The sequence below is a fragment of the Nocardia violaceofusca NBRC 14427 genome, from assembly GCF_963869435.1.
GTDB lineage: Bacteria > Actinomycetota > Actinomycetes > Mycobacteriales > Mycobacteriaceae > Nocardia > Nocardia aobensis.
The window spans coordinates 244,317-262,815 of record NZ_CAWMPM010000005.1; the positions used below are offsets into that span (position 1 = coordinate 244,317).

The following is an 18,499-nucleotide window of genomic DNA, read 5'->3' on the forward strand; positions in this document are numbered from 1 at the left end:
GAGACCGGATGACAACGGCGCAGACCAACCACACCCCCACCGCCGACCAGGCGCTCCGGGCGCTCGGCGAGGTGCGTGCCGAGATCGGCAAGGCCGTCGTGGGCAACGACCACGCGGTGCTGTTCCTGGTACTCGCGCTGCTGTGCCGGGGCCATGTGCTGTTGGAAGGTGTTCCGGGCGTGGCGAAGACGCTGCTGGTGCGTTCGCTGGCCGCGGCGCTGGAACTCGAGCACACCCGGGTGCAGTTCACTCCGGACCTGATGCCGGGCGATGTCACCGGCTCCCAGATATACGATCCGCATTCGGCCGAATTCACCTTCCGCCGCGGCCCGGTTTTCACCAACCTGCTGCTCGCCGACGAGATCAACCGCACACCGCCGAAAACCCAATCGGCACTGCTGGAGTCGATGGAGGAGCGGCAGGTGTCGGTGGCCGGCGTGCCGCAGCCGCTGCCCGATCCGTTCGTGGTGATCGCGACCCAGAATCCGATCGAACAGGAGGGCACCTACCCGCTGCCGGAAGCGCAACTGGACCGGTTCCTGTTCAAGGTGGACATCCAATTGCCCGGCCGGGACGACGAATTCCGCATTCTGCAGCGCCACGCCGCCGGCTTCGATCCGCGCGATCTGGACGCGGCGGGTGTGCGGCCGGTCGCGGGGGCGGCGCATATCGCGGCGGCGCGGGCCGCCGTCGCGCAGGTGACGGTCAACCCTGAGGTGCTGGCCTACATCGTCGATCTGTGCCGCGCGACCCGCACCTCTCCCGCGGTTCAGCACGGCGCGTCACCGCGCGGGGCGACCGCGGTGCTGGCCTCGGCTCGGGCCGTGGCCTGGCTGAACGGGCGCGCCTTCGTCACTCCGGACGACGTCAAAACCGTTGCGGTGACCGTCCTGCGGCATCGTCTGCAGCTGCGTCCCGAAGCCGAACTGGACGGCGTGACGGGTGACGGCGTGATGTCCTCGCTGCTGGCCACGGTCCCGGTTCCGGTGTAGCGCGATGATCGTCACGGGTCGGCTCGCCGTCTGCGCGGCCGTGGCGGCGGTGGTCGTCGGAGTCGCACTGCCGTCCTGGGCCGGAGTCGTGGTGCTGACGGGTGTGCTGGCTCTGCTGGTCGCCGTCGACGTGATCGCCTGTCGCACCGGCGCTCTCGAACTGTCCCGGGTGCCGCTCACCACCGTCCGCGTCGGCCGCACCGCCACGGTCGAGCTCACCGTCCTGAATCGCGGCCCGGGCGTGGTGCGGGCGCTACTGTGGGACGACTGGCCGCCCAGTGCGCAGGCACCGGCCGAGACCCACCGATTGCGGCTGCCGCCGAACACCACCACCCGGCTGGCCACCACCGTCCGCCCGGCTCGCCGCGGCGATCGGATCGCGGGGCCGGTCACGGTTCGGCTGGTCGGACCGCTCGGCCTGGCGGGCCGGCAGTTCCGCCGCACCGTTCCCGCCACGGTTCGTGCACTGCCGCCGTTCCGGACCGAACGGATCCTCGCTGCCAAGGTGAAACGGCTGCAGCATCTGGACGGCCGATCGGTCGCCAACCTGCGTGGCCCGGGCTCGGAATTCGATTCCTTCCGCGAATACGTAGCCGGTGACGATGTGCGTTCCATCGACTGGCGAGCCACGGCCCGCGCGACCGATGTGCTGGTCCGCACCTGGCGGCCCGAACGCAATCGCCACGTGCTGATGTTGATGGACACCGGCCGGATCAGCGCCGCCCGGCTCGGCGAGCAGACCCGGTTGGACACCGCCATCGAGGCCGCGCTGCTGCTGGGCGGATTGGCGGCCGCGGCCGGGGACACCGTCGATCTGCTGGCCTTCGATCGCGAGATCCGCGCCGAGGTGCGCGGCGCTCGCGGAAAAGCCGTGCAGCCCAAGCTGATGCACGCCCTCTCGGGCGTCGTGCCCGCACTGCTGGATGCCGACACCCCGGCGATGGTCCGCACCGCGGTTCGCCATACCCGGCGGCGCAGCCTGGTGGTCTGGTTCACCAGCCTCGACGGGGCGATGGTCGAAGAGAATCTGCTGCCGGTGCTCCCGGTGCTGAGCAGTCGGCACCGGGTGCTGCTGGTGTCGGTCACCGATCCGGAGATCGCCGCGACCGCGACCCGTCGCGATTCCGCCGCCGAGGTCTATGCCGCCGCGGCCGCCGAACATCTGCTCACCGAACGCGCGATCGTGCGAGAAACCCTGCAGCGCCAGGGAATCGACGTGGTGGCCGCGGCGCCGGATCGCGTGCCGGAGGCGCTGGCCGACGAGTACCTGGAACTGAAACGGTCGGGAGCGCTCTGAGCGTTCATGCCCCCGGCCGGGCCACCGGGGCATACGGCTGCGCGGGTGCCGCCCACTGCTGGGGCATCGGCCAGAAGGGCAGGCGCGGTGGCGGCAGTATCCGTCGTTGCCGCTCCCCGATCACCGCGCCGAGAATTTGCAGCGGCGGATATCCGGCCGGTGGCGCCACCCGCAGTTGCTCGCAGACCGCGATCACCAGCGCCGCACCGAGTTCCGCCTGTACCTGCGGGGTGAGGTGCGGGAAGCGGGTCAGATACCGGCGCACCGGCAGGGCGAGATCCTCGGTGAGCCCGGACAGATCCAGCCGTCCCACCCAGTCGACCAGCCAGGGCGGCGCGACGGCCAAGGCGGGCATGGGAATTCGCGCCCGATCCGACACCACGACGGTGCCGGCCAGGATGTCACCGACGCGCCGCGCCCGCGGCGAACACAGCGAGGTGACCACCGCGACCAGACCGAACCCGCCGAGATTCCAGAAATCGACGAGGGCGCCGGCGAGGCCGCGGGTCAGCGCGTGCCGGAAATCGACGGGGCCGCCGTCGCCGCGCACCACACGCAGGCCCAGTGCCATTTTTCCGACGGTCCGCCCCCGCATCAGGGTTTCGCTGACGACCGGATATCCGACGAGGACGGTCACCATGGTCATCAGCACGGCCACATCGACCCACGCGCCGTCGGGTTCGAATCGGAACAGCACGCCGACGACGGCCGACAACAAGAGGAGGGCGAGGACGAGCTGCAGCACCAGATCGATCGCGAAGGCCGCGGCGCGGGTGGGGATGCGCGCGATCGGCAACTGCAGGGAGACGGCCTCCCCCGTGGTGAAATCGGCCATGATCGCTCCAGTATCCCGAATCGGGCGCGTGCGAACTAGCCTTCGGGGGGCAGGTCGGCACGAACACAGGAGGAGCCGATGGACGTCGATGCCTATTCGTTCGCGCAGCGGCGGCATTGGGATCGGCTCGACCGGCTGACCGCGCAGCGGCGCCTCAGCGGCGCCGAGGTCGACGAATTCGTGGCCCTGTATCGCCGCACCTCCCAGCAGCTGGCGCGACTGCAATCGCATTCACCGGATCCGGAGTTGATCAACGGTCTGAGCGCGGTCCTGGCGCGAGCGCGGGGGCGGCTGCTGGGCGCGCGGACCGACACCTGGTCGCAGCTCGGCTATTTCTTCACCCACCGGTTTCCCGCCGCGGTGTATCGAGCGTGGTCGTGGTGGGCCGGGGTGGCGGCCGCGTTCCTGGCCGTCTCGGCCGGAATCGGCATCTGGGTGTCCGGTTCCGCCTCGGCGCGAAGGACTTTGGGGCTGCCGTCGGACGCGGCATCGCTGACCGCCCCCGGCGGTCGCTTCGAGTCCTATTACTCCGAACATCCGCACGACGCCTTCGCCGCACAGGTGTGGACCAACAACGCCTGGGTGTCGGCGATCGCGTTGTTCACCGGCATCCTGATTCTCCCGGCCGCCTATCTGCTGTTCATGAACGCACTGAACGTGGGGGTGTCCGCCGGGCTGATGGCGGATGCCGGGCGGCTCGACTCGTTCTTCGGTTTCCTGCTGCCACACGGCATGCTCGAACTCACGGCCGTTTTCGTCGCCGGCGGTGCGGGGCTGAAGCTGGGGTGGACGCTGATCGATCCGGGGCGGTCGTCGCGGGCCGAGGCGCTGGCCCGGCAGGGCCGGGCGACGGCCACGATCGCACTCGGTCTGGTGGCGGTCCTGCTGGTATCGGGCCTGATCGAGGGGTTCGTCACACCCGCCGGCTGGCCCGCGCCGGTGCGCATCGGTATCGGGCTGGTTGCCGAGCTCGGATTTCTGACCTACGTCTTCGGCCCAGGACGCCGTGCGGCGCAGGAAAGTGTGGCGTTGCGGTCCGCGGCGGACGCGGACGAGCGCATATCGAGCTAACGCCGACCGGGTTCTGCTGAGGCTGAGAAAATCCCTTGCGAGAGGGCGGGGATTCGAAGGATCATCGGAGTGCCGATTTGAGATCCACTGGCCGCAGCGAGTCCGGCTCAGCTGCGGCCAGCGTTACCGTCGACTCTACACAATCGTTACCCCTACGCAACCTCCTGCGCACTCCGTCTGCCCGGTCGTAACCGAGCCGAAACCCGCAGCCAGACAGCACTTCCGGAGACTGGGCGCAAATACCTGGCGGGCGGTCGGAAATAGCGGTGCACCCCAGACCGCAACGCTCGAGTAGCCGGGATTTTTCTGCCAATTCGGCCGTTGGTTCCGCTGCCGGATAGGCGGTCCGCAGTCATTCCGCCGGCGCGTCGCCTGTTGCTTACCTGTTCGTCATCACCGCAGTTCAGCGCATCAAACGAAGGCACTGTGGCACTATCCAGAAGAGCGACACGAGCGAGAAACAAACTTTGAGTTTGTTACCGACGGAGATTCCAAGCCTGCCGTCAGGTAATTCTCAGATAGTTACGGATGCGCTTCCATTGAATTGTGCAGTTATTTCGACAGCGAACTCGAACAACAATTCTTCGCCAGTAATACCGGAAACGAATAACGACCGGTCAGCCGCCGAGAATGCGGCGAAGATCACACTGCCGCGCGCGTCCTCACCCGAACCTGCCCGAATCCGGCCGGCCGGGCCGCGATACTGAGACCATGACCGCCGAACAGCAACCCTCCCCGGTCGTCACGCAGGCCGCGGAGCGGTTCGAAATCAGCGTGGACGATCGGCTCGCCGGCTTCACCGAATACCTCGACCACGACGGGCAGCGGATCTTCTACCACACCGAAATCGACTCCGACTTCGCCGGACGCGGCCTGGCCGGCGCCCTGGTCTCGCAGGCACTGGACCGTACCCGCGAGGCCGGTCTGCGCATCGTGCCGATCTGCCCGTTCGTGGCGGGCTACATCCAGAAGCACGAGGAATTCGCCGACATCACCGACGCTGTCACGCAGGACGCCGTCGACTACGTGCGCACCCAGCGAGGCCGCTGACGAACGGCGGCCCCGGAGGACGACACCGTCAGAGAACTCCGCCCGCGACCGGAGCGTCCCACGCTCCGGGCAGATTGCGACTCGACACCTCGGCGATTTCGCGCAGACGCGAGAGCGGAGTTCCCAAGCGACTCAATTGAATGAGACCCTGCGCCGTCATCACCACCGCGGCGCTGTAGGCGGCCAGGGTCGCCGCATCGAGTTCGGCACCGGATTCCTCGGCGGCGCGGCGTAACCGCTCGGCGACACTCTGTTCCATCGCGGCCGTGGTCCGATTCCCGATGCCGATCACCTCGGGCAGGCGCGAGCCGAGCTGGGCGATGCTGTTGAGCATCAGGCAGCCGCGCCGATCGGGCTGTGCGACGCAGTCGTCGATGATCGCCTCGAACAACGCGCGCACGGCCGCGCGCGCCGAACCGGGAGCCGAGGTCACCACCTCGCGCACCAGGCGGGCGCGGCCCTCGCAGTAGCGTTCGAAGGCCGCGAGGAACAGTCCGCGTTTGCTGCGGTAGGCGGCGTAGATGCTGCCGTTGCCGATGCCGCTCGCGCGCGAGACGTCCTCGACCGACGTCTGTTCGAAACCCTGCGACCAGAACAGTTCGGTGGCGGCGTCGAGCAACGCCGATTCGTCGAACTGCCGTGGCCTCCCCATGGCGCCCACCGTATCAATCGCACTGCGACCCCGGCCACAAAGCTTGTTCTGGAGGCGTTACTCCAGAATGATGGCGGGATGGCCCTCGAACTCGACCGACTACCGCGCCGGCGGGTAGGAATTCTGGTCTTCGACGGCGTCAAGATGCTCGACTTCACCGGCCCCGCGGAAGTTTTCGTCGAGGCCAACCAGGCCTGCCCCGGATACGAGGTCGTGCTGGTGTCGGCGGACGGCGGCAGCGTGCAGACCTCGATCGGCGCCCGGATCGAATGCGCGGTCGCGGCGGCCGACGCGGGCGTCTTCGACACCGTCGTGATACCGGGCAGTGAGCTGCCGCCCTCTCGATTCGTCACACCCGAACTGCTCACGGCGGCGCGGCAGCTGTCCTGGAACACGCGGCGCCTGGCATCGGTGTGCAGCGGCGCGTTCGTCCTCGCCGAACTGGGCCTGTTCGACGGGCGCCGGGCCACCACGCACTGGAAGTTCGCCGCACATCTGGCGCGGCGCTATCCCGCGATCGACGTGGCCGCCGACGACATCTACGTGCGCGACGGAAACCTGTACAGCTCGGCCGGGGTGACCGCCGGGGTCGACCTGGCACTGGCGATGGTCGAGGAGGATTTCGGCCCCGACATCGCACGCCGGATCGCCCAGTTGATGGTGGTGTACATGCACCGCGCGGGCGGGCAGTCGCAGTTCTCGGCCTCGCTGTCCGGGCCGGCGCCGCGCAGCCCGCTGGTGCGCAAGGCGGTCGATCTCATCTGCGCGGAGCCCGCCTTCCCCCATACCGTCCGGACGCTGGCCGCCCATGCCAACGTCAGCCCGCGGCATCTGACCAGACTCTTCCGCGCCGAATTGGAGCGCTCCCCCGCCGAATACGTCGCCTTCATCCGCTTCGGGGTCGCCCGGGACATGCTGCATGCCGGCTGCGGGGTGACCGAGGCGGCGATGGCGGCGGGCTACGGCAGCACCGAGGCGATGCGTCGCGCGTTCACAGCCCGGCTCGGGATATCGCCCAGTAAATATCAGCGCCGGTTCCGGTCCACCGGTTCCGGTGAGACGCCGCTGGTGGCCGCCGTGTCTTGATCCGGTGTTTTCCCGTCCCGTAGCGAGGGGCGCGTTGCCATCCCACCAGCGGAAACTGATCGGGCGCCGCGTTGTCCGCAGCCGCACACCCCGCCGAAAGGAATCACCGATGACCGGAAATCCGCTGGGCGTCTCCCTGGAGCAGGCCGCTCAGGAGTTCGTCGACGCGACCTCACAGCCGCCGTTCCTCTACCAGCTGCCGCCCGAGGAGGGCCGCAAAGCCGTTGACTCGGTGCAGGATTCGCCGATCGAGAAGCCGGCGATCGACGAGGAGTGGATCACGGTCGAGGGCGGCCCGACCGGATCGGTGCGGGCCCGCATCGTCAAACCACAAGGGGTGACCGAAACGCTGCCCGTCATCGTGTACACCCACGGCGCCGGCTGGGTGTTCGGCGATGCGCACACCCACGACCGGCTGGTGCGCGATCTCGCCGTGGGCGTGCACGCGGCCGTCGTCTTCCCCGAATACGACCGCTCCCCCGAGGTGCGCTACCCGGTGGCCAACGAGCAGTCCTATCGGGTCGCGCAGTGGGTGCGCTCGAACGGCGCGGAGAAGGGCCTCGACACCGCCCGGATCGCGATCGCGGGCGATTCGGTGGGCGGCAATATGGCCATCGCGCTGACGCTGATGGCGAAGGAGCGCGGCGATGTCTCGTTCGTCCAGCAGGTGCTGTTCTATCCCGTCACCGACGCCAACTTCGACACCCCGTCCTACGAGCAGTTCGCCGAGGGCTACTTCCTGACCCGGGAAGGTATGCGGTGGTTCTGGGACCAGTACACGACCAGTGAAGCGGACCGCGCCCAGATCACGGCCTCCCCGCTGCGCGCCACCACCGAACAGCTGGCCGGACTGCCCCCGGCGCTGGTGATCACCGGTGAGGCCGATGTCCTGCGCGACGAGGGCGAGGCCTTCGCCGCCAAACTCCGCGACGCCGGCGTCCCCGTCGTCCAGACCCGGTACGGCGGCATCATCCACGATTTCGTGATGGTCAACTCCATGCACGACACCAACGCGGCGAAAGCGGCGGTCGCCCAAGCGGTCTCGGTGCTGCGTGCGGCACTGCACACCGCCTGACGGATACGAAAAAGAAGAGCCGCAGATCGGATTCGATCTGCGGCTCTTCCTCTGTGGGCGAAGGGGGACTTGAACCCCCACGTCCCGAAGGACACTGGCACCTGAAGCCAGCGCGTCTGCCATTCCGCCACTCGCCCGAGCGACTGGAAGACAGTATCACGCGCCCGCTTCACACACGAAATCGCCTGCTCACAACGGTTGCGGAGGAGAATTTTCGGGTAATGGGAACCGTGGGTGGCCGGTCGTGAGTTACAGCGGTGGAGGATCGTGGATATCATGCAGTGACCGTGTCCGTTCGACGACACGCCCTATCGGCATGTCGTGTCGCGGGATCGTGACGCCCGGACGACACAGACGATCAGCTGACGTGGACAGACAGCGCAGGCAACGAGGGCGGGCATCGAAGGGAGGCCGGTATGGGCATCGTCTCGCGTTTCGAGCGACGTCTGCAGGGCGCCGTCGGTGACGCCTTCGCCAGGGTCTTCGGCGGCAGCGTCGTTCCCCAGGAGGTGGAAGCGGCGCTGCAGCGCGAGGCCTCGGATCGCCTGAGCGAACTCGAGGGCGGGCATCTGCTCGCCCCGAACGTCTATGTCATCACGGTCAACCCCACGGACCTGCAGGAACTCGATGCAGACCACGAGTTGACCACCCGCGCGTTCGCCAAGCATTTACAGGACTACATCCGCGATCAGGGGTGGCAGACCTACGGTGAAGTGCACGTCGAATTCGAGGCATCCCCTACGCTGCACACCGGACAGTTCAGGACGCACGGACGGGTCGACCCGGATGCGGGCCGCCGGAACCCCCCGGCACCGCGCCGGCCGCCCGATCGACCTGGACGACCCCCACAACGACCCGCACACCCGCAACCAGGAGCTGGCCCCATGACGCAGAACTCAGGCTACGACCCCAGCCGAGAGCCCGCGGAGTCCGATCCACGCAGCCGCGGGTACGCACCCCCGCCGGGGGGCCGCCCCGCGCCGCAATATCAGGACGACTACGGCCGGGGTGGTCAGTACCCCGGTGCCGGTGAATACGCCGCTCCGGAATCGCAGCCCGCCTACGGCGACTATCAGCAGGGCGGCGACTACCAGAACGGCTACGACTACCAGCAGGGCGGCGCGGGCTACCAGCAGGGTGGCGCGGCCTACGGGCAGCCGGGCTACGAGCAGGGCGGCTACGACCAGAGCAGCTACGACCAGGGCTACGGCCAGCAGGCCTACGCCGACCAGGGGTACGGCCAGCAGCAGGCGTACGAGCAGGGCGGCTACGAGCAGAGCGGCTACGACCAGGGCTACGGCCAGCAGGGCTACGCCGACCAGGGGTACGGGCAACAGCAGGGTTATCCGGAGCAGAACTACGGTCAGCAGCCGGGCTACGGCCAGACTCCCGGATACGACCAGGGCTACCAGGCTCAGGCCGGCTACGGCCAGCAGGGTTACGCCGACCCCGGCTATGCCGATCAGGGGTACGCCGACCAGGGCGGTTACGGCGCCGAGGATCAGGCGTACGGACAGCAGCCGGCCTACGGACAGCAGGGCGGCTACGCCGCGGCCCCGCAGCCGGCGCGTGGCGGGTCCGGCTACGCGGCCACCCTGCACCTCGACGACGGCAGCGGTCGCACGTACCAGCTACGCGAGGGCAGCAACATCATCGGGCGCGGCCAGGACGCCCATTTCCGGCTTCCCGACACCGGGGTGTCCCGTCGCCACATCGAGGTGCGCTGGGACGGTCAGGTCGCCATGCTCTCGGATCTCGGTTCCACCAACGGGACGCTGGTCAACGGCTCGCCCGTCCAGGATTGGCAGCTCGCCGACGGAGATGTGATCCGGGCCGGGCATTCCGAGATCCTGATCCGAATCGTCTGATCCCGTAAGCTCGCCGGTGCAGGTCACGATGGGGCGCGAAAACCGCTCGCCCGTATCGTGATCGCAACCGGTCATCGGCCCTATTATGCTGCCAACATTCGCTCGGCAGCCGGGCCGTGCTGACCAGCACGCCGGTTGGGGGACGAAACGCCACTACGGGACCGGTCGAACAGGAGGTGGAGCGCCGTGCAGGGACTGATCCTGCAGTTGACCCGTGCGGGGTTCCTCTTGTTGTTGTGGCTGTTCGTGTGGGCGGTGCTTCGCACCTTGCGCAGCGACATCTACGCGGCATCAGGCATTCGGATCCAGCCCCGACCCACCCGAGGTTCGGTGGTGCTGCCATCCTTCAGCCGTGGCCAGAAGGGCGCCAAGTATCTAGTGGTGACTCAGGGTTCACTCGCCGGCACTCGGATCACGCTCGGCACCCAACCGGTGCTCATCGGGCGTGCAGACGACTCCACGCTGGTACTGACCGACGACTACGCCTCGACCCGGCATGCACGGTTATCGCCGCGCGGCGAGGACTGGTACGTCGAAGACTTAGGATCGACCAACGGGACCTACCTCGATCGAGCGAAGGTCACCACTCCCGTCCGAGTTCCACTCGGCACCCCTGTCCGTGTCGGTAAGACTGTGATCGAGCTGCGATCGTGACTCAAGTTCTCCGCTACGCAGCGCGTAGCGACCGTGGTCTCGTCCGGGCAAACAACGAGGACTCCGTCTACGCCGGTGCACGCCTGCTGGCGCTCGCCGACGGCATGGGCGGGCACGCCGCCGGTGAGGTGGCCTCGCAGTTGATGATCGCCGCGCTGGCTCATCTCGACGACGACGAGCCCGGCGACGATCTGCTCGGCAAACTCGACCGGGCGATTCGCGAAGGCAACGCCGCGATCGCCGACCAGGTCGAAGAGGAACCCGAACTCGACGGTATGGGCACCACGCTCACCACCATCCTGTTCGCGGGCAAGAAACTCGGCCTCGCCCATATCGGCGACTCCCGGGCCTACATGCTCCGCAACGGCGAGCTCGCCCAGATCACCCGCGACGACACCTTCGTCCAGTCGCTGGTCGACGAGGGCCGGATCACCCCGGAGCAGGCCCACACCCATCCGCAGCGGTCACTGATCATGCGGGCACTCACCGGAAACGAGATCGAGCCGACGCTCATCGTCCGGGAAGCCCGCGCCGGTGACCGCTATCTGCTGTGCTCGGACGGCCTGTCCGATGTGGTGAGCGACGAGACGATCGCCAACACCCTGCGCGAGGGCAGCACCGACGAGGCGGCCGACCGGCTCATCGAACTGGCTCTGCGCAGCGGCGGCCCCGACAACGTCACCGTCGTCGTCGCCGATGTGATCGATCTCGACTACGGGCAGAGCCACCCCATCGTCGCGGGCGCCGCCTCCGGTGAGGACGAGGACACCCCGCCGCCCAATACCGCCGCCGGGCGCGCCGCCGCCATGCGTCCGCCGCGGGCGGCACCCCGCCGGGCCGCGGTCGCGGCGGAACCGCCCGAGCCGCGCAAGAGCCACAAGGGCCGCTGGATCGCACTGGCCGTCGCGCTCGTCGTGGCCGTCGTGGTCGGACTCGTGGTGGGCTACAAGATGATTCGCAGCAACTACTACGTGGGCGCCGACAACGGCAACGTGGTGATCATGCGCGGTCTGCCCGGCTCGGTTCTCGGCTATTCGATTCAGGATGTGGACCAGCTGGTCTGCGTCGACTCGCGCAACAAGGTCACCCTCATGCGACCGGGCGCCGGATTCCCGAGCGGGTGTAAGCAGCTGGCGGTGGCCGATCTGCAGCAGACCGGCCGCGACAAGGTCAACAACGGCTTGCTGCCGCCGGGTGGATTCGATTCCACGCGTGGGCAACTGGAGAAGCTGGCCGCCACCGACCTGCTGCCCGTCTGCGCGAAGCCGGCGCCGCCGGTCGCTCCGCCGCCCGCCGAGGGCAGCACCGTGGCCCCGGGCAGCCCGGCTCCCGCCACACCCGCACCCTCCCCCGCGCCCAACACCCCGGGTACGTCCGCGCCGAACCCGACCAATGCCCCCGCCCATTCCGAGCAGCCGGCACCCACCACCGCGGCGCCGGCCCCTCAGACTCCGGGGGAGAACTGCAGGAAGGCGGACTGATGTCCGCACCGGCACCGCCGTCCGCTGGAGCGTTCCCCAGTCCACCGGGCGGGTTCGCTCCCGCGCCGCCACCCTCGACCCGCCGCAACGTCGAACTGTTGTTGCTGGGTTTCGCGGTGGTCATCACCACGGTTGCGCTGGTGCTGGTGGAGGCCAGTCAGGATCAGGAAATCACCTGGGATCTGGCCAAGTTGGGTTTCGCCTATCTGGCGCTGTTCGGTGTCGCCCATCTCGCGGTGCGGCGCTTCGCCCCGTTCGCCGATCCGCTGCTGTTACCGATCGCCGCGCTGCTCAACGGACTCGGGCTGGTGCTGATCCATCGCCTGGATCTCGCCGACGAGCAGACCGCGATCCACAACTCGTGGTCGATCCCCTCCCCCGACGCCAATCAACAGGTGCTGTGGACAGCGCTGGGGATCACCCTGTTCATCGCGGTGCTGGTGCTGCTGCGCGACTACCGCACCCTGGCCCGCTACGGCTATACCCTCGGGCTGCTCGGCCTGGTGGCGTTGATGATCCCCGCGCTGCTGCCGGGGAGGTTCTCCGAAACCAACGGCGCCAAGATCTGGATCCGGTTGCCCGGTTTCAGTGTGCAGCCGGGCGAATTCGCGAAGATCCTGCTGATCATCTTCTTCGCCTCGGTACTGGTCGCCAAGCGGGACCTGTTCACCGCGGCCGGGCGCCATGTCCTGGGGATGGAGTTGCCGCGACCGCGCGACCTCGGCCCGATTCTGCTGGTGTGGGCGGCCTGCCTGGTCGTGTTGTTCTTCGAGAAGGACCTCGGCACCTCGCTGCTGATCTTCGCCACCGTGCTGGCGATGCTCTACATCGCGACCGAGCGGGTGGGCTGGCTGATCGTCGGCGCCGGACTGCTGGCGCTCGGATTCTTCCTCGCCTACAACGCCTTCGGCCACGTGCGGGTGCGGGTGTCGACGTGGTTGCACCCGTTCGACGACTACAACAGCACCGGCTACCAGATCTCGCAATCGCTGTTCGGGCTCGCGACCGGCGGCCTGGCCGGGACCGGACTCGGCAGCGGCCGGCCTTCCCAGGTGCCGTTCGCCAAGACCGACTTCATCATCGCCACCATCGGTGAGGAGCTGGGCCTGATCGGGCTCACCGTGGTGCTGATGCTGTTCGCCGTCTTCGTGGTGCGCGGATTGCGCACGGCCCTGGCGGTCCGCGACAGTTTCGGCAAGCTGCTCGCCGCCGGATTGGCGTTCACCATCGCCATTCAGGTATTCGTGGTGGTGGGTGGCGTCACCAAACTGATTCCCCTGACCGGACTCACCACCCCCTTCGTGTCCTACGGCGGCTCCTCGCTGCTCGCGAACTACGCCCTGCTGGCGTTGCTGGTGAAGATCTCCGACGCCGCTCGGGCGCCGGCGCCGGCTCGCCGCCGGGAAGCCGCACCGATCGCCGAAGCACAGACCGAGATGATCCGCGCCGAGACGCCCCGACCCGAGAAGGGAGAGCCGGCATGAACACCCCGCTCCGCCGGGTCGCGATGGCGGTCATGGTGATGATCGTCGCGCTGCTGGTGAACGCGACCTACGTCCAGGTCATCAAGGCCGACAGCCTGCGCAACGATCCCCGCAACTCCCGGGTGCTGCTCGACGAGTACAGCCGCCAGCGCGGTCAGATCTCGGCCGGCGGCACGGTGCTCGCCAGTTCGGTGGCCACCGACGACCGCTACAAATACCTGCGCACCTATCCCACCGATCCCTCCGCCTACGCCCCGGTGACCGGCTTCTACTCGATGCAGTACGGCAGCACCGGGCTGGAGCGTTCCGAGGATTCGGTGCTCAACGGTTCCGACAGCGCGCTGTTCGGGCGCCGCCTGATCGACATGATCTCCGGCCGCGATCCGCGCGGCGGCAACGTGGTGACCACCATCAATCCGATGATGCAGAAGGTCGCCTACGACCAGCTCACCAGCAAGGGTTACACCGGTTCGGTCGTCGCGATCGAACCGAGTACCGGCCGCATCCTGACCATGGTGTCGACACCGAGCTACGACCCCAACCAGCTCTCCACGCACGACGGCGCGCGCGCCACCCAGGCCTGGGAATCGCTGAGCGCGGACCCGAGTCAGCCGATGTTGAATCGTGCGGTGTCGCAGACGTATCCGCCCGGTTCGACCTTCAAGGTCGTCGTCGCGGCGGCCGCACTGTCGATGGGGATCAAGCCGGAGGACGCGTTCACCGCGGCGCCGAACATCACCCTGCCCGGGACGAACACCACGCTGGAGAACTACAACGGCACCCCGTGCGGCGGGGGCGCGACCGCGACCATGCACGACGCGTTCCGGCTCTCGTGCAACACCGCCTTCGCCGAGATCGGCATGAAGGTGGGCGCGGCCAAACTCAAGGACGAGGCCACGGCCTTCGGCATCGGCCCGCATTCGGGCATCCCGATCCCGGTGGCCGACAGCACGGTCGGCCCGATTCCGGACAACGCGGCGCTGGCCCAGACCAGCATCGGACAGCGAGACGTAGCTCTCACCCCACTCGACGATGCGGTGATCGCGGCTACCGTAGCCAATGGCGGTGTGCGGATGGAGCCGCATCTGGTCGACCGGACCCAGGGTCCCGACCTGCGCGATCTGTCCACCACCAAACCGGTGTCGGTCGGGCAGGCGATCAGCGCCCCGGTGGCCAGCCAGCTGACCGGGCTGATGATCGATTCGGAGAAGGCGACGGCCGGGGGCACCCAGCCGCGGCCGTACCAGATCGCTTCCAAGACCGGCACCGCCGAACACGGCAGCGACCCGCGCAACACCCCGCCGCACGCCTGGTACATCGCGTTCGCGCCGGCGCAGAACCCGAAGATCGCGATCGCGGTCATCGTGGAGAACGGCGGCGACCGCGCGCTGGCCGCGACCGGTGGATCGGTGGCGGCGCCGGTGGCGCGGGCGGTGCTGGATGCCGGATTGCAGGGGGGCTGAGGACGATGAGTAAGCGAGGACCAGGACCCCAGGTGGATATGCAACAACGTCGTGATCGGCGAACCTACCGTCGGGGGCGGCCATGCTGAACAACGGTGCCCTGATCGCCGATCGGTATCGGCTGCAACGTCTGATCGCCACGGGCGGTATGGGCCAGGTGTGGGAGGCGTTGGACACCCGCCTGGACCGCCGGGTCGCGGTGAAGGTCCTCAAGGCCGAATTCTCCGCGGATCCGACGTTCCGGCATCGGTTCAAGACCGAGGCCAAGACCACCGCGCAGCTCAACCACCCCGGCATCGCGGGGGTCTACGACTACGGCGAGACCTACGACCCGCAGGGCGGCGAAACCGCCTATCTGGTGATGGAGCTCGTCCAGGGCGAACCGCTCAACGCGGTGCTGAACCGGCTCGGCCGGCTCTCGGTCGGCCAGGGTCTGGACATGCTGGAGCAGACCAGCCGCGCCCTCGAGGTCGCCCATGCCGCGGGCGTGGTCCACCGCGACGTGAAGCCCGGCAATATCCTGGTCACCCCCACCGGCCAGGTGAAGATCACCGACTTCGGCATCGCGAAGGCGGTCGACGCCTCACCGGTGACCAAGACCGGCATGGTGATGGGCACCGCCCAGTACATCGCTCCCGAGCAGGCCACCGGCGAGGATGCCACCTCGGCCAGTGACGTGTACTCGCTCGGCGTCGTCGGCTACGAGGCGCTGTCGGGCCATCGGCCGTTCACCGGTGACGGTGCCCTGACGGTGGCGATGAAGCATGTGCGCGAGGCGCCGCCGCCGATGCCGGCCGATCTGCCGCCGAACGTGCGCGAGCTGATCGACATCACGATGACCAAGGATCCGACGCGGCGCTATCACAGCGGCGGCGAATTCGCCGATGCCGTGGCCGCGGTCCGGGCCGGTCGCCGTCCACCGCCGCCGCGCGGAGGTGCGGTCCCGCAGACCGGCGCCACTCGCGTCCTCCCGCCCGGCCCGACCGCGATCATCCCGCGCGGTGACTACGACGGCGCGACCGCCCGTTATTCGACCGCCGAACCGGCCCGGGTGGGCGCGGCGGCCGGCTCGACGGCCATGATGCCGGGCCCCGGCCCGGCCGGCGACACCGAGAAGCCGGGATTCACCACCGGTCAGAAGGTGATGGCCGGACTCGGCGCGGGCGCGGTTCTGCTCGGCGGCCTGGCCGCCTGGGTGCTGCTCAGCGGTAAGGCCCCGGATTCGACGGTGTCGCCGGTGAAGTCGACCACCTCCGTGGTCGCGCCCCCGCCGCCGACCACGGTGTGGACCACGAACGAAGAGCCCACGACCACCATCCAACCGGCCCCGCCGCCGGTGGTGACGACCACTCCCGAGCCGACGACGACCACCACACCCCCGCCGACCACGACCACCACGGCACCGCCGACGACCACCACCCGGGAGCGGCCGACCCGCACCACGCGTCCCACAACACGCCCGTCCGTCCCCTCGCTCGACCTACCATTGCCGGGGGCCGGCGATTCGCTACCGGGGGCCGGCGGTACGCACGAAGCCGACAGCAGTAGACACCCTGACACCTCCTCACAAGGACTGCCATGACGACCCCGAAGAATCTGTCTTCTCGCTACGAACTGGGCGAGATCATCGGATTCGGTGGTATGTCGGAGGTGCACAAGGCTCGCGACCTGCGGCTGGGGCGCGACGTGGCGATCAAGGTGCTGCGCGCGGATCTCGCCCGCGACCCCACGTTCTATCTGCGCTTCAAGCGCGAGGCGCAGAACGCGGCGGCGCTGAACCATCCGGCGATCGTCGCGGTGTACGACACCGGCGAGGCCGAGATCGACGGCGGCCCGCTGCCCTACATCGTGATGGAGTACGTCGACGGCGAGACGCTGCGCGATATCGTGCGCGGCAAGGGTCCGCTGCCGCCGCGCCGGGCGATGGAGATCATCGCCGATGTCTGTGCCGCACTGGATTTCAGCCACAAGAACGGCATCGTGCATCGCGATATGAAGCCGGCCAACATCATGATCAACCGCCAGGGTGCGGTGAAGGTGATGGACTTCGGTATCGCGCGTGCCATCGCGGACAGCTCGAATCCGATGACCCAGACCGCCGCGGTGATCGGCACCGCGCAGTATCTGTCACCGGAACAGGCGCGCGGCGAACAGGTCGACGCCCGATCCGACGTGTACTCCGTCGGCTGTGTGCTGTACGAAATCCTCACGGGACAGCCGCCTTTCACCGGTGATTCGCCGGTCGCGGTCGCCTACCAGCATGTCCGCGAGGATCCGAAGCTGCCCTCGCTGGTTCATCCGGGCGTACCGCGCGAACTCGATTCGGTCATCCTCAAGGCGATGAGCAAGAATCCGGCCAACCGGTATCAGTCCGCGGCCGAGATGCGCGCCGATCTGATCCGGGTGCTGGGCGGCCAGAAGCCGCAGGCGCCGATGGTGATGACCGAGGAGGACCGCACCACCTTCCTCGGCAGCATGGATCCCGAACCGCGCAGCTACCGCACGGTCGAACGCAACGACGGCGACGACGAGCCGGAACCGGAATCCGACGGTTCGAGGCGCAAGGTGTGGATCGGTATCGGTGCCGCCGCGGTGGTCGCGGTGCTGGTGGCGCTGTTCTGGGTGTTGCTCGGCCCGGGCAGCAGACCCGATCAGGTCGCGATCCCCGATCTGTCCAACCAGCCGGCGGAGCAGGCGCGCAACGATCTTCAGAAGCTGGGTTTCAATGTCGCCGTCCAGCCGAAACCGGACGGCAAGGTAGCCAGCGGCAACGTGGTCGCGACCCAGCCCCTGGGCGGTGCGCGCGTCGACAAGGGGTCCACGGTGACCCTGCAGATTTCGACCGGTCCGCAGCAGGTGCCGGTGCCACAGCTGACGAAACTGACCCAGCAGCAGGCCGAGCAGAATTTGAACGCGGCCGGGCTGCTCCTGGATCCGCAGATCCAGCGCGGCGCCTCCAGTCCGGAGGACAAGGACAAGGTGATCGCCGAATCCCCGGCCGCCGGAACCAAGATCGATGCCGGTTCGAAGGTGACGATCACCCTCGGCAAGGGGCCGGACCAGGTTCGCGTGCCCGATGTGGTGGGCCAGTCGATCGATGTGGCGGAACCGAATCTGGCCGACAGCGCGGGGTTCAAGGTCGTGATCCAGAAGGTCAGCTCGTCGCGGCCCGCCGGTGAGGTGCTGTCCACCGATCCGGCCGGCGGTTCGATGGCCGACAAGGGGTCGACCATCACCGTGCAGGTGTCCAGCGATCAGATCACCATGCCGTCGCTGACCGGGCTCACCCCGTCGCAGGCCGTGGACAAACTGCGCTCGGTGGGCTGGACCGGCGGTGTGGGCCAGATCAGCCAGAGCACCCAGGGCACGTTCGACGCGAGCAATGTCGGCCGGGTGATCGATCAGCAGCCGCGGCCCGGTTCGTCGGTGGCACGCAACGCGACCATCACGATCGTCACGGGAGTGCTCGGCCCGCCCTGACGCGGGCCGGT

Annotated in this window: 15 protein-coding genes and 1 tRNA gene; 13 read left to right on the forward strand and 3 right to left on the reverse strand. The window is 68.3% G+C overall.

The window, feature by feature from the left end; genetic code table 11:
* Window positions 1-8 precede the first annotated feature (8 nt).
* A complete protein-coding gene (locus tag AC5592_RS05760) occupies window positions 9-992 on the forward strand; it encodes an AAA family ATPase (protein WP_063063627.1) in 984 nt (327 codons plus the stop codon).
* A gap of 4 nt (window positions 993-996) precedes the next feature.
* Complete coding sequence (locus AC5592_RS05765) at window positions 997-2,289, forward strand: DUF58 domain-containing protein (RefSeq protein WP_063063628.1); 1,293 nt, start codon at window positions 997-999, stop codon at window positions 2,287-2,289.
* Between the two features lie 4 nt (window positions 2,290-2,293).
* Here the strand turns inward: AC5592_RS05765 and AC5592_RS05770 are convergent, their stop codons facing one another.
* Window positions 2,294-3,124 carry an RDD family protein gene (locus tag AC5592_RS05770; RefSeq protein ID WP_063920248.1) on the reverse strand — a complete coding sequence of 277 codons (831 nt, stop codon included), beginning with the start codon at window positions 3,122-3,124 and terminating at the stop codon, window positions 2,294-2,296.
* Between the two features lie 78 nt (window positions 3,125-3,202).
* On the opposite strand from AC5592_RS05770, the gene AC5592_RS05775 reads away from it, so the two are divergent.
* Window positions 3,203-4,195: a stage II sporulation protein M gene (locus tag AC5592_RS05775; RefSeq protein WP_063063629.1), complete on the forward strand. Its 993-nt coding sequence runs from the start codon at window positions 3,203-3,205 to the stop codon at window positions 4,193-4,195.
* A 711-nt stretch (window positions 4,196-4,906) separates the two neighbouring features.
* A complete protein-coding gene (locus AC5592_RS05780) occupies window positions 4,907-5,245 on the forward strand; it encodes a GNAT family N-acetyltransferase (RefSeq protein ID WP_036496941.1) in 339 nt (112 codons plus the stop codon).
* A gap of 28 nt (window positions 5,246-5,273) precedes the next feature.
* Here AC5592_RS05780 and AC5592_RS05785 read toward each other — a convergent pair whose 3' ends face one another.
* Window positions 5,274-5,897 carry a TetR/AcrR family transcriptional regulator gene (locus tag AC5592_RS05785; RefSeq protein ID WP_051024067.1) on the reverse strand — a complete coding sequence of 208 codons (624 nt, stop codon included), beginning with the start codon at window positions 5,895-5,897 and terminating at the stop codon, window positions 5,274-5,276.
* A 78-nt stretch (window positions 5,898-5,975) separates the two neighbouring features.
* On the opposite strand from AC5592_RS05785, the gene AC5592_RS05790 reads away from it, so the two are divergent.
* Together AC5592_RS05790 and AC5592_RS05795 are read left to right on the forward strand one after the other, a co-directional pair.
* Complete coding sequence (locus tag AC5592_RS05790) at window positions 5,976-6,983, forward strand: GlxA family transcriptional regulator (protein WP_036496940.1); 1,008 nt, start codon at window positions 5,976-5,978, stop codon at window positions 6,981-6,983.
* A 109-nt stretch (window positions 6,984-7,092) separates the two neighbouring features.
* A complete protein-coding gene (locus AC5592_RS05795; RefSeq protein ID WP_036496939.1) occupies window positions 7,093-8,058 on the forward strand; it encodes an alpha/beta hydrolase in 966 nt (321 codons plus the stop codon).
* A 54-nt stretch (window positions 8,059-8,112) separates the two neighbouring features.
* On the opposite strand, the gene AC5592_RS05800 is transcribed toward AC5592_RS05795, so the two are convergent.
* Window positions 8,113-8,195, reverse strand: a tRNA-Leu gene (locus AC5592_RS05800).
* 279 nt (window positions 8,196-8,474) lie between these two features.
* On the opposite strand from AC5592_RS05800, the gene AC5592_RS05805 reads away from it, so the two are divergent.
* The 7 genes from AC5592_RS05805 to pknB all read left to right on the forward strand — a co-directional run bounded on the left by AC5592_RS05805 (window position 8,475) and on the right by pknB (window position 18,488).
* The gene (locus AC5592_RS05805; protein ID WP_063063630.1) at window positions 8,475-9,926 is read left to right on the forward strand and encodes an FHA domain-containing protein; all 1,452 of its coding nucleotides are present in this window, start codon (window positions 8,475-8,477) and stop codon (window positions 9,924-9,926) included.
* A gap of 186 nt (window positions 9,927-10,112) precedes the next feature.
* Window positions 10,113-10,580 (forward strand): FHA domain-containing protein FhaB/FipA, encoded by a 468-nt coding sequence (locus tag AC5592_RS05810; RefSeq protein ID WP_030516711.1) that lies wholly within the window; start codon window positions 10,113-10,115, stop codon window positions 10,578-10,580.
* Window positions 10,577-12,061, forward strand: coding sequence for a PP2C family protein-serine/threonine phosphatase (locus AC5592_RS05815; RefSeq protein ID WP_063063631.1), 1,485 nt, complete (start codon window positions 10,577-10,579; stop codon window positions 12,059-12,061). Before AC5592_RS05810 ends, AC5592_RS05815 begins: the two co-directional genes overlap by 4 nt.
* Window positions 12,061-13,545: an FtsW/RodA/SpoVE family cell cycle protein gene (locus AC5592_RS05820; protein ID WP_036496933.1), complete on the forward strand. Its 1,485-nt coding sequence runs from the start codon at window positions 12,061-12,063 to the stop codon at window positions 13,543-13,545. The genes AC5592_RS05815 and AC5592_RS05820 overlap by 1 nt, the downstream gene beginning before the upstream one ends.
* Window positions 13,542-15,008 carry a peptidoglycan D,D-transpeptidase FtsI family protein gene (locus tag AC5592_RS05825; RefSeq protein ID WP_036496932.1) on the forward strand — a complete coding sequence of 489 codons (1,467 nt, stop codon included), beginning with the start codon at window positions 13,542-13,544 and terminating at the stop codon, window positions 15,006-15,008. The genes AC5592_RS05820 and AC5592_RS05825 overlap by 4 nt, the downstream gene beginning before the upstream one ends.
* A gap of 82 nt (window positions 15,009-15,090) precedes the next feature.
* The gene (locus AC5592_RS05830; protein ID WP_036496931.1) at window positions 15,091-16,590 is read left to right on the forward strand and encodes a protein kinase domain-containing protein; all 1,500 of its coding nucleotides are present in this window, start codon (window positions 15,091-15,093) and stop codon (window positions 16,588-16,590) included.
* Window positions 16,587-18,488 carry a Stk1 family PASTA domain-containing Ser/Thr kinase gene (gene pknB, locus AC5592_RS05835; RefSeq protein WP_036496930.1) on the forward strand — a complete coding sequence of 634 codons (1,902 nt, stop codon included), beginning with the start codon at window positions 16,587-16,589 and terminating at the stop codon, window positions 18,486-18,488. The genes AC5592_RS05830 and pknB overlap by 4 nt, the downstream gene beginning before the upstream one ends.
* The last annotated feature ends 11 nt before the right edge of the window (window positions 18,489-18,499 follow it).

Excerpts from the sequence above, each read along its gene's own strand:
- AC5592_RS05780 (WP_036496941.1), top strand. The coding sequence starts at position 4,907 with ATGACCGCCGAACAGCAACCCTCCCCGGTCGTCACGCAGGCCGCGGAG.
- AC5592_RS05825 (WP_036496932.1), top strand. The coding sequence starts at position 13,542 with ATGAACACCCCGCTCCGCCGGGTCGCGATGGCGGTCATGGTGATGATC.
- AC5592_RS05775 (WP_063063629.1), top strand. The coding sequence starts at position 3,203 with ATGGACGTCGATGCCTATTCGTTCGCGCAGCGGCGGCATTGGGATCGG.
- AC5592_RS05785 (WP_051024067.1), bottom strand. The coding sequence starts at position 5,897 with ATGGGGAGGCCACGGCAGTTCGACGAATCGGCGTTGCTCGACGCCGCC.
- AC5592_RS05830 (WP_036496931.1), top strand. The coding sequence starts at position 15,091 with ATGCTGAACAACGGTGCCCTGATCGCCGATCGGTATCGGCTGCAACGT.
- pknB (WP_036496930.1), top strand. The coding sequence starts at position 16,587 with ATGACGACCCCGAAGAATCTGTCTTCTCGCTACGAACTGGGCGAGATC.
- AC5592_RS05760 (WP_063063627.1), top strand. The coding sequence starts at position 9 with ATGACAACGGCGCAGACCAACCACACCCCCACCGCCGACCAGGCGCTC.
- AC5592_RS05820 (WP_036496933.1), top strand. The coding sequence starts at position 12,061 with ATGTCCGCACCGGCACCGCCGTCCGCTGGAGCGTTCCCCAGTCCACCG.
- AC5592_RS05805 (WP_063063630.1), top strand. The coding sequence starts at position 8,475 with ATGGGCATCGTCTCGCGTTTCGAGCGACGTCTGCAGGGCGCCGTCGGT.
- AC5592_RS05790 (WP_036496940.1), top strand. The coding sequence starts at position 5,976 with ATGGCCCTCGAACTCGACCGACTACCGCGCCGGCGGGTAGGAATTCTG.
- AC5592_RS05770 (WP_063920248.1), bottom strand. The coding sequence starts at position 3,124 with ATGGCCGATTTCACCACGGGGGAGGCCGTCTCCCTGCAGTTGCCGATC.
- AC5592_RS05795 (WP_036496939.1), top strand. The coding sequence starts at position 7,093 with ATGACCGGAAATCCGCTGGGCGTCTCCCTGGAGCAGGCCGCTCAGGAG.
- AC5592_RS05765 (WP_063063628.1), top strand. The coding sequence starts at position 997 with ATGATCGTCACGGGTCGGCTCGCCGTCTGCGCGGCCGTGGCGGCGGTG.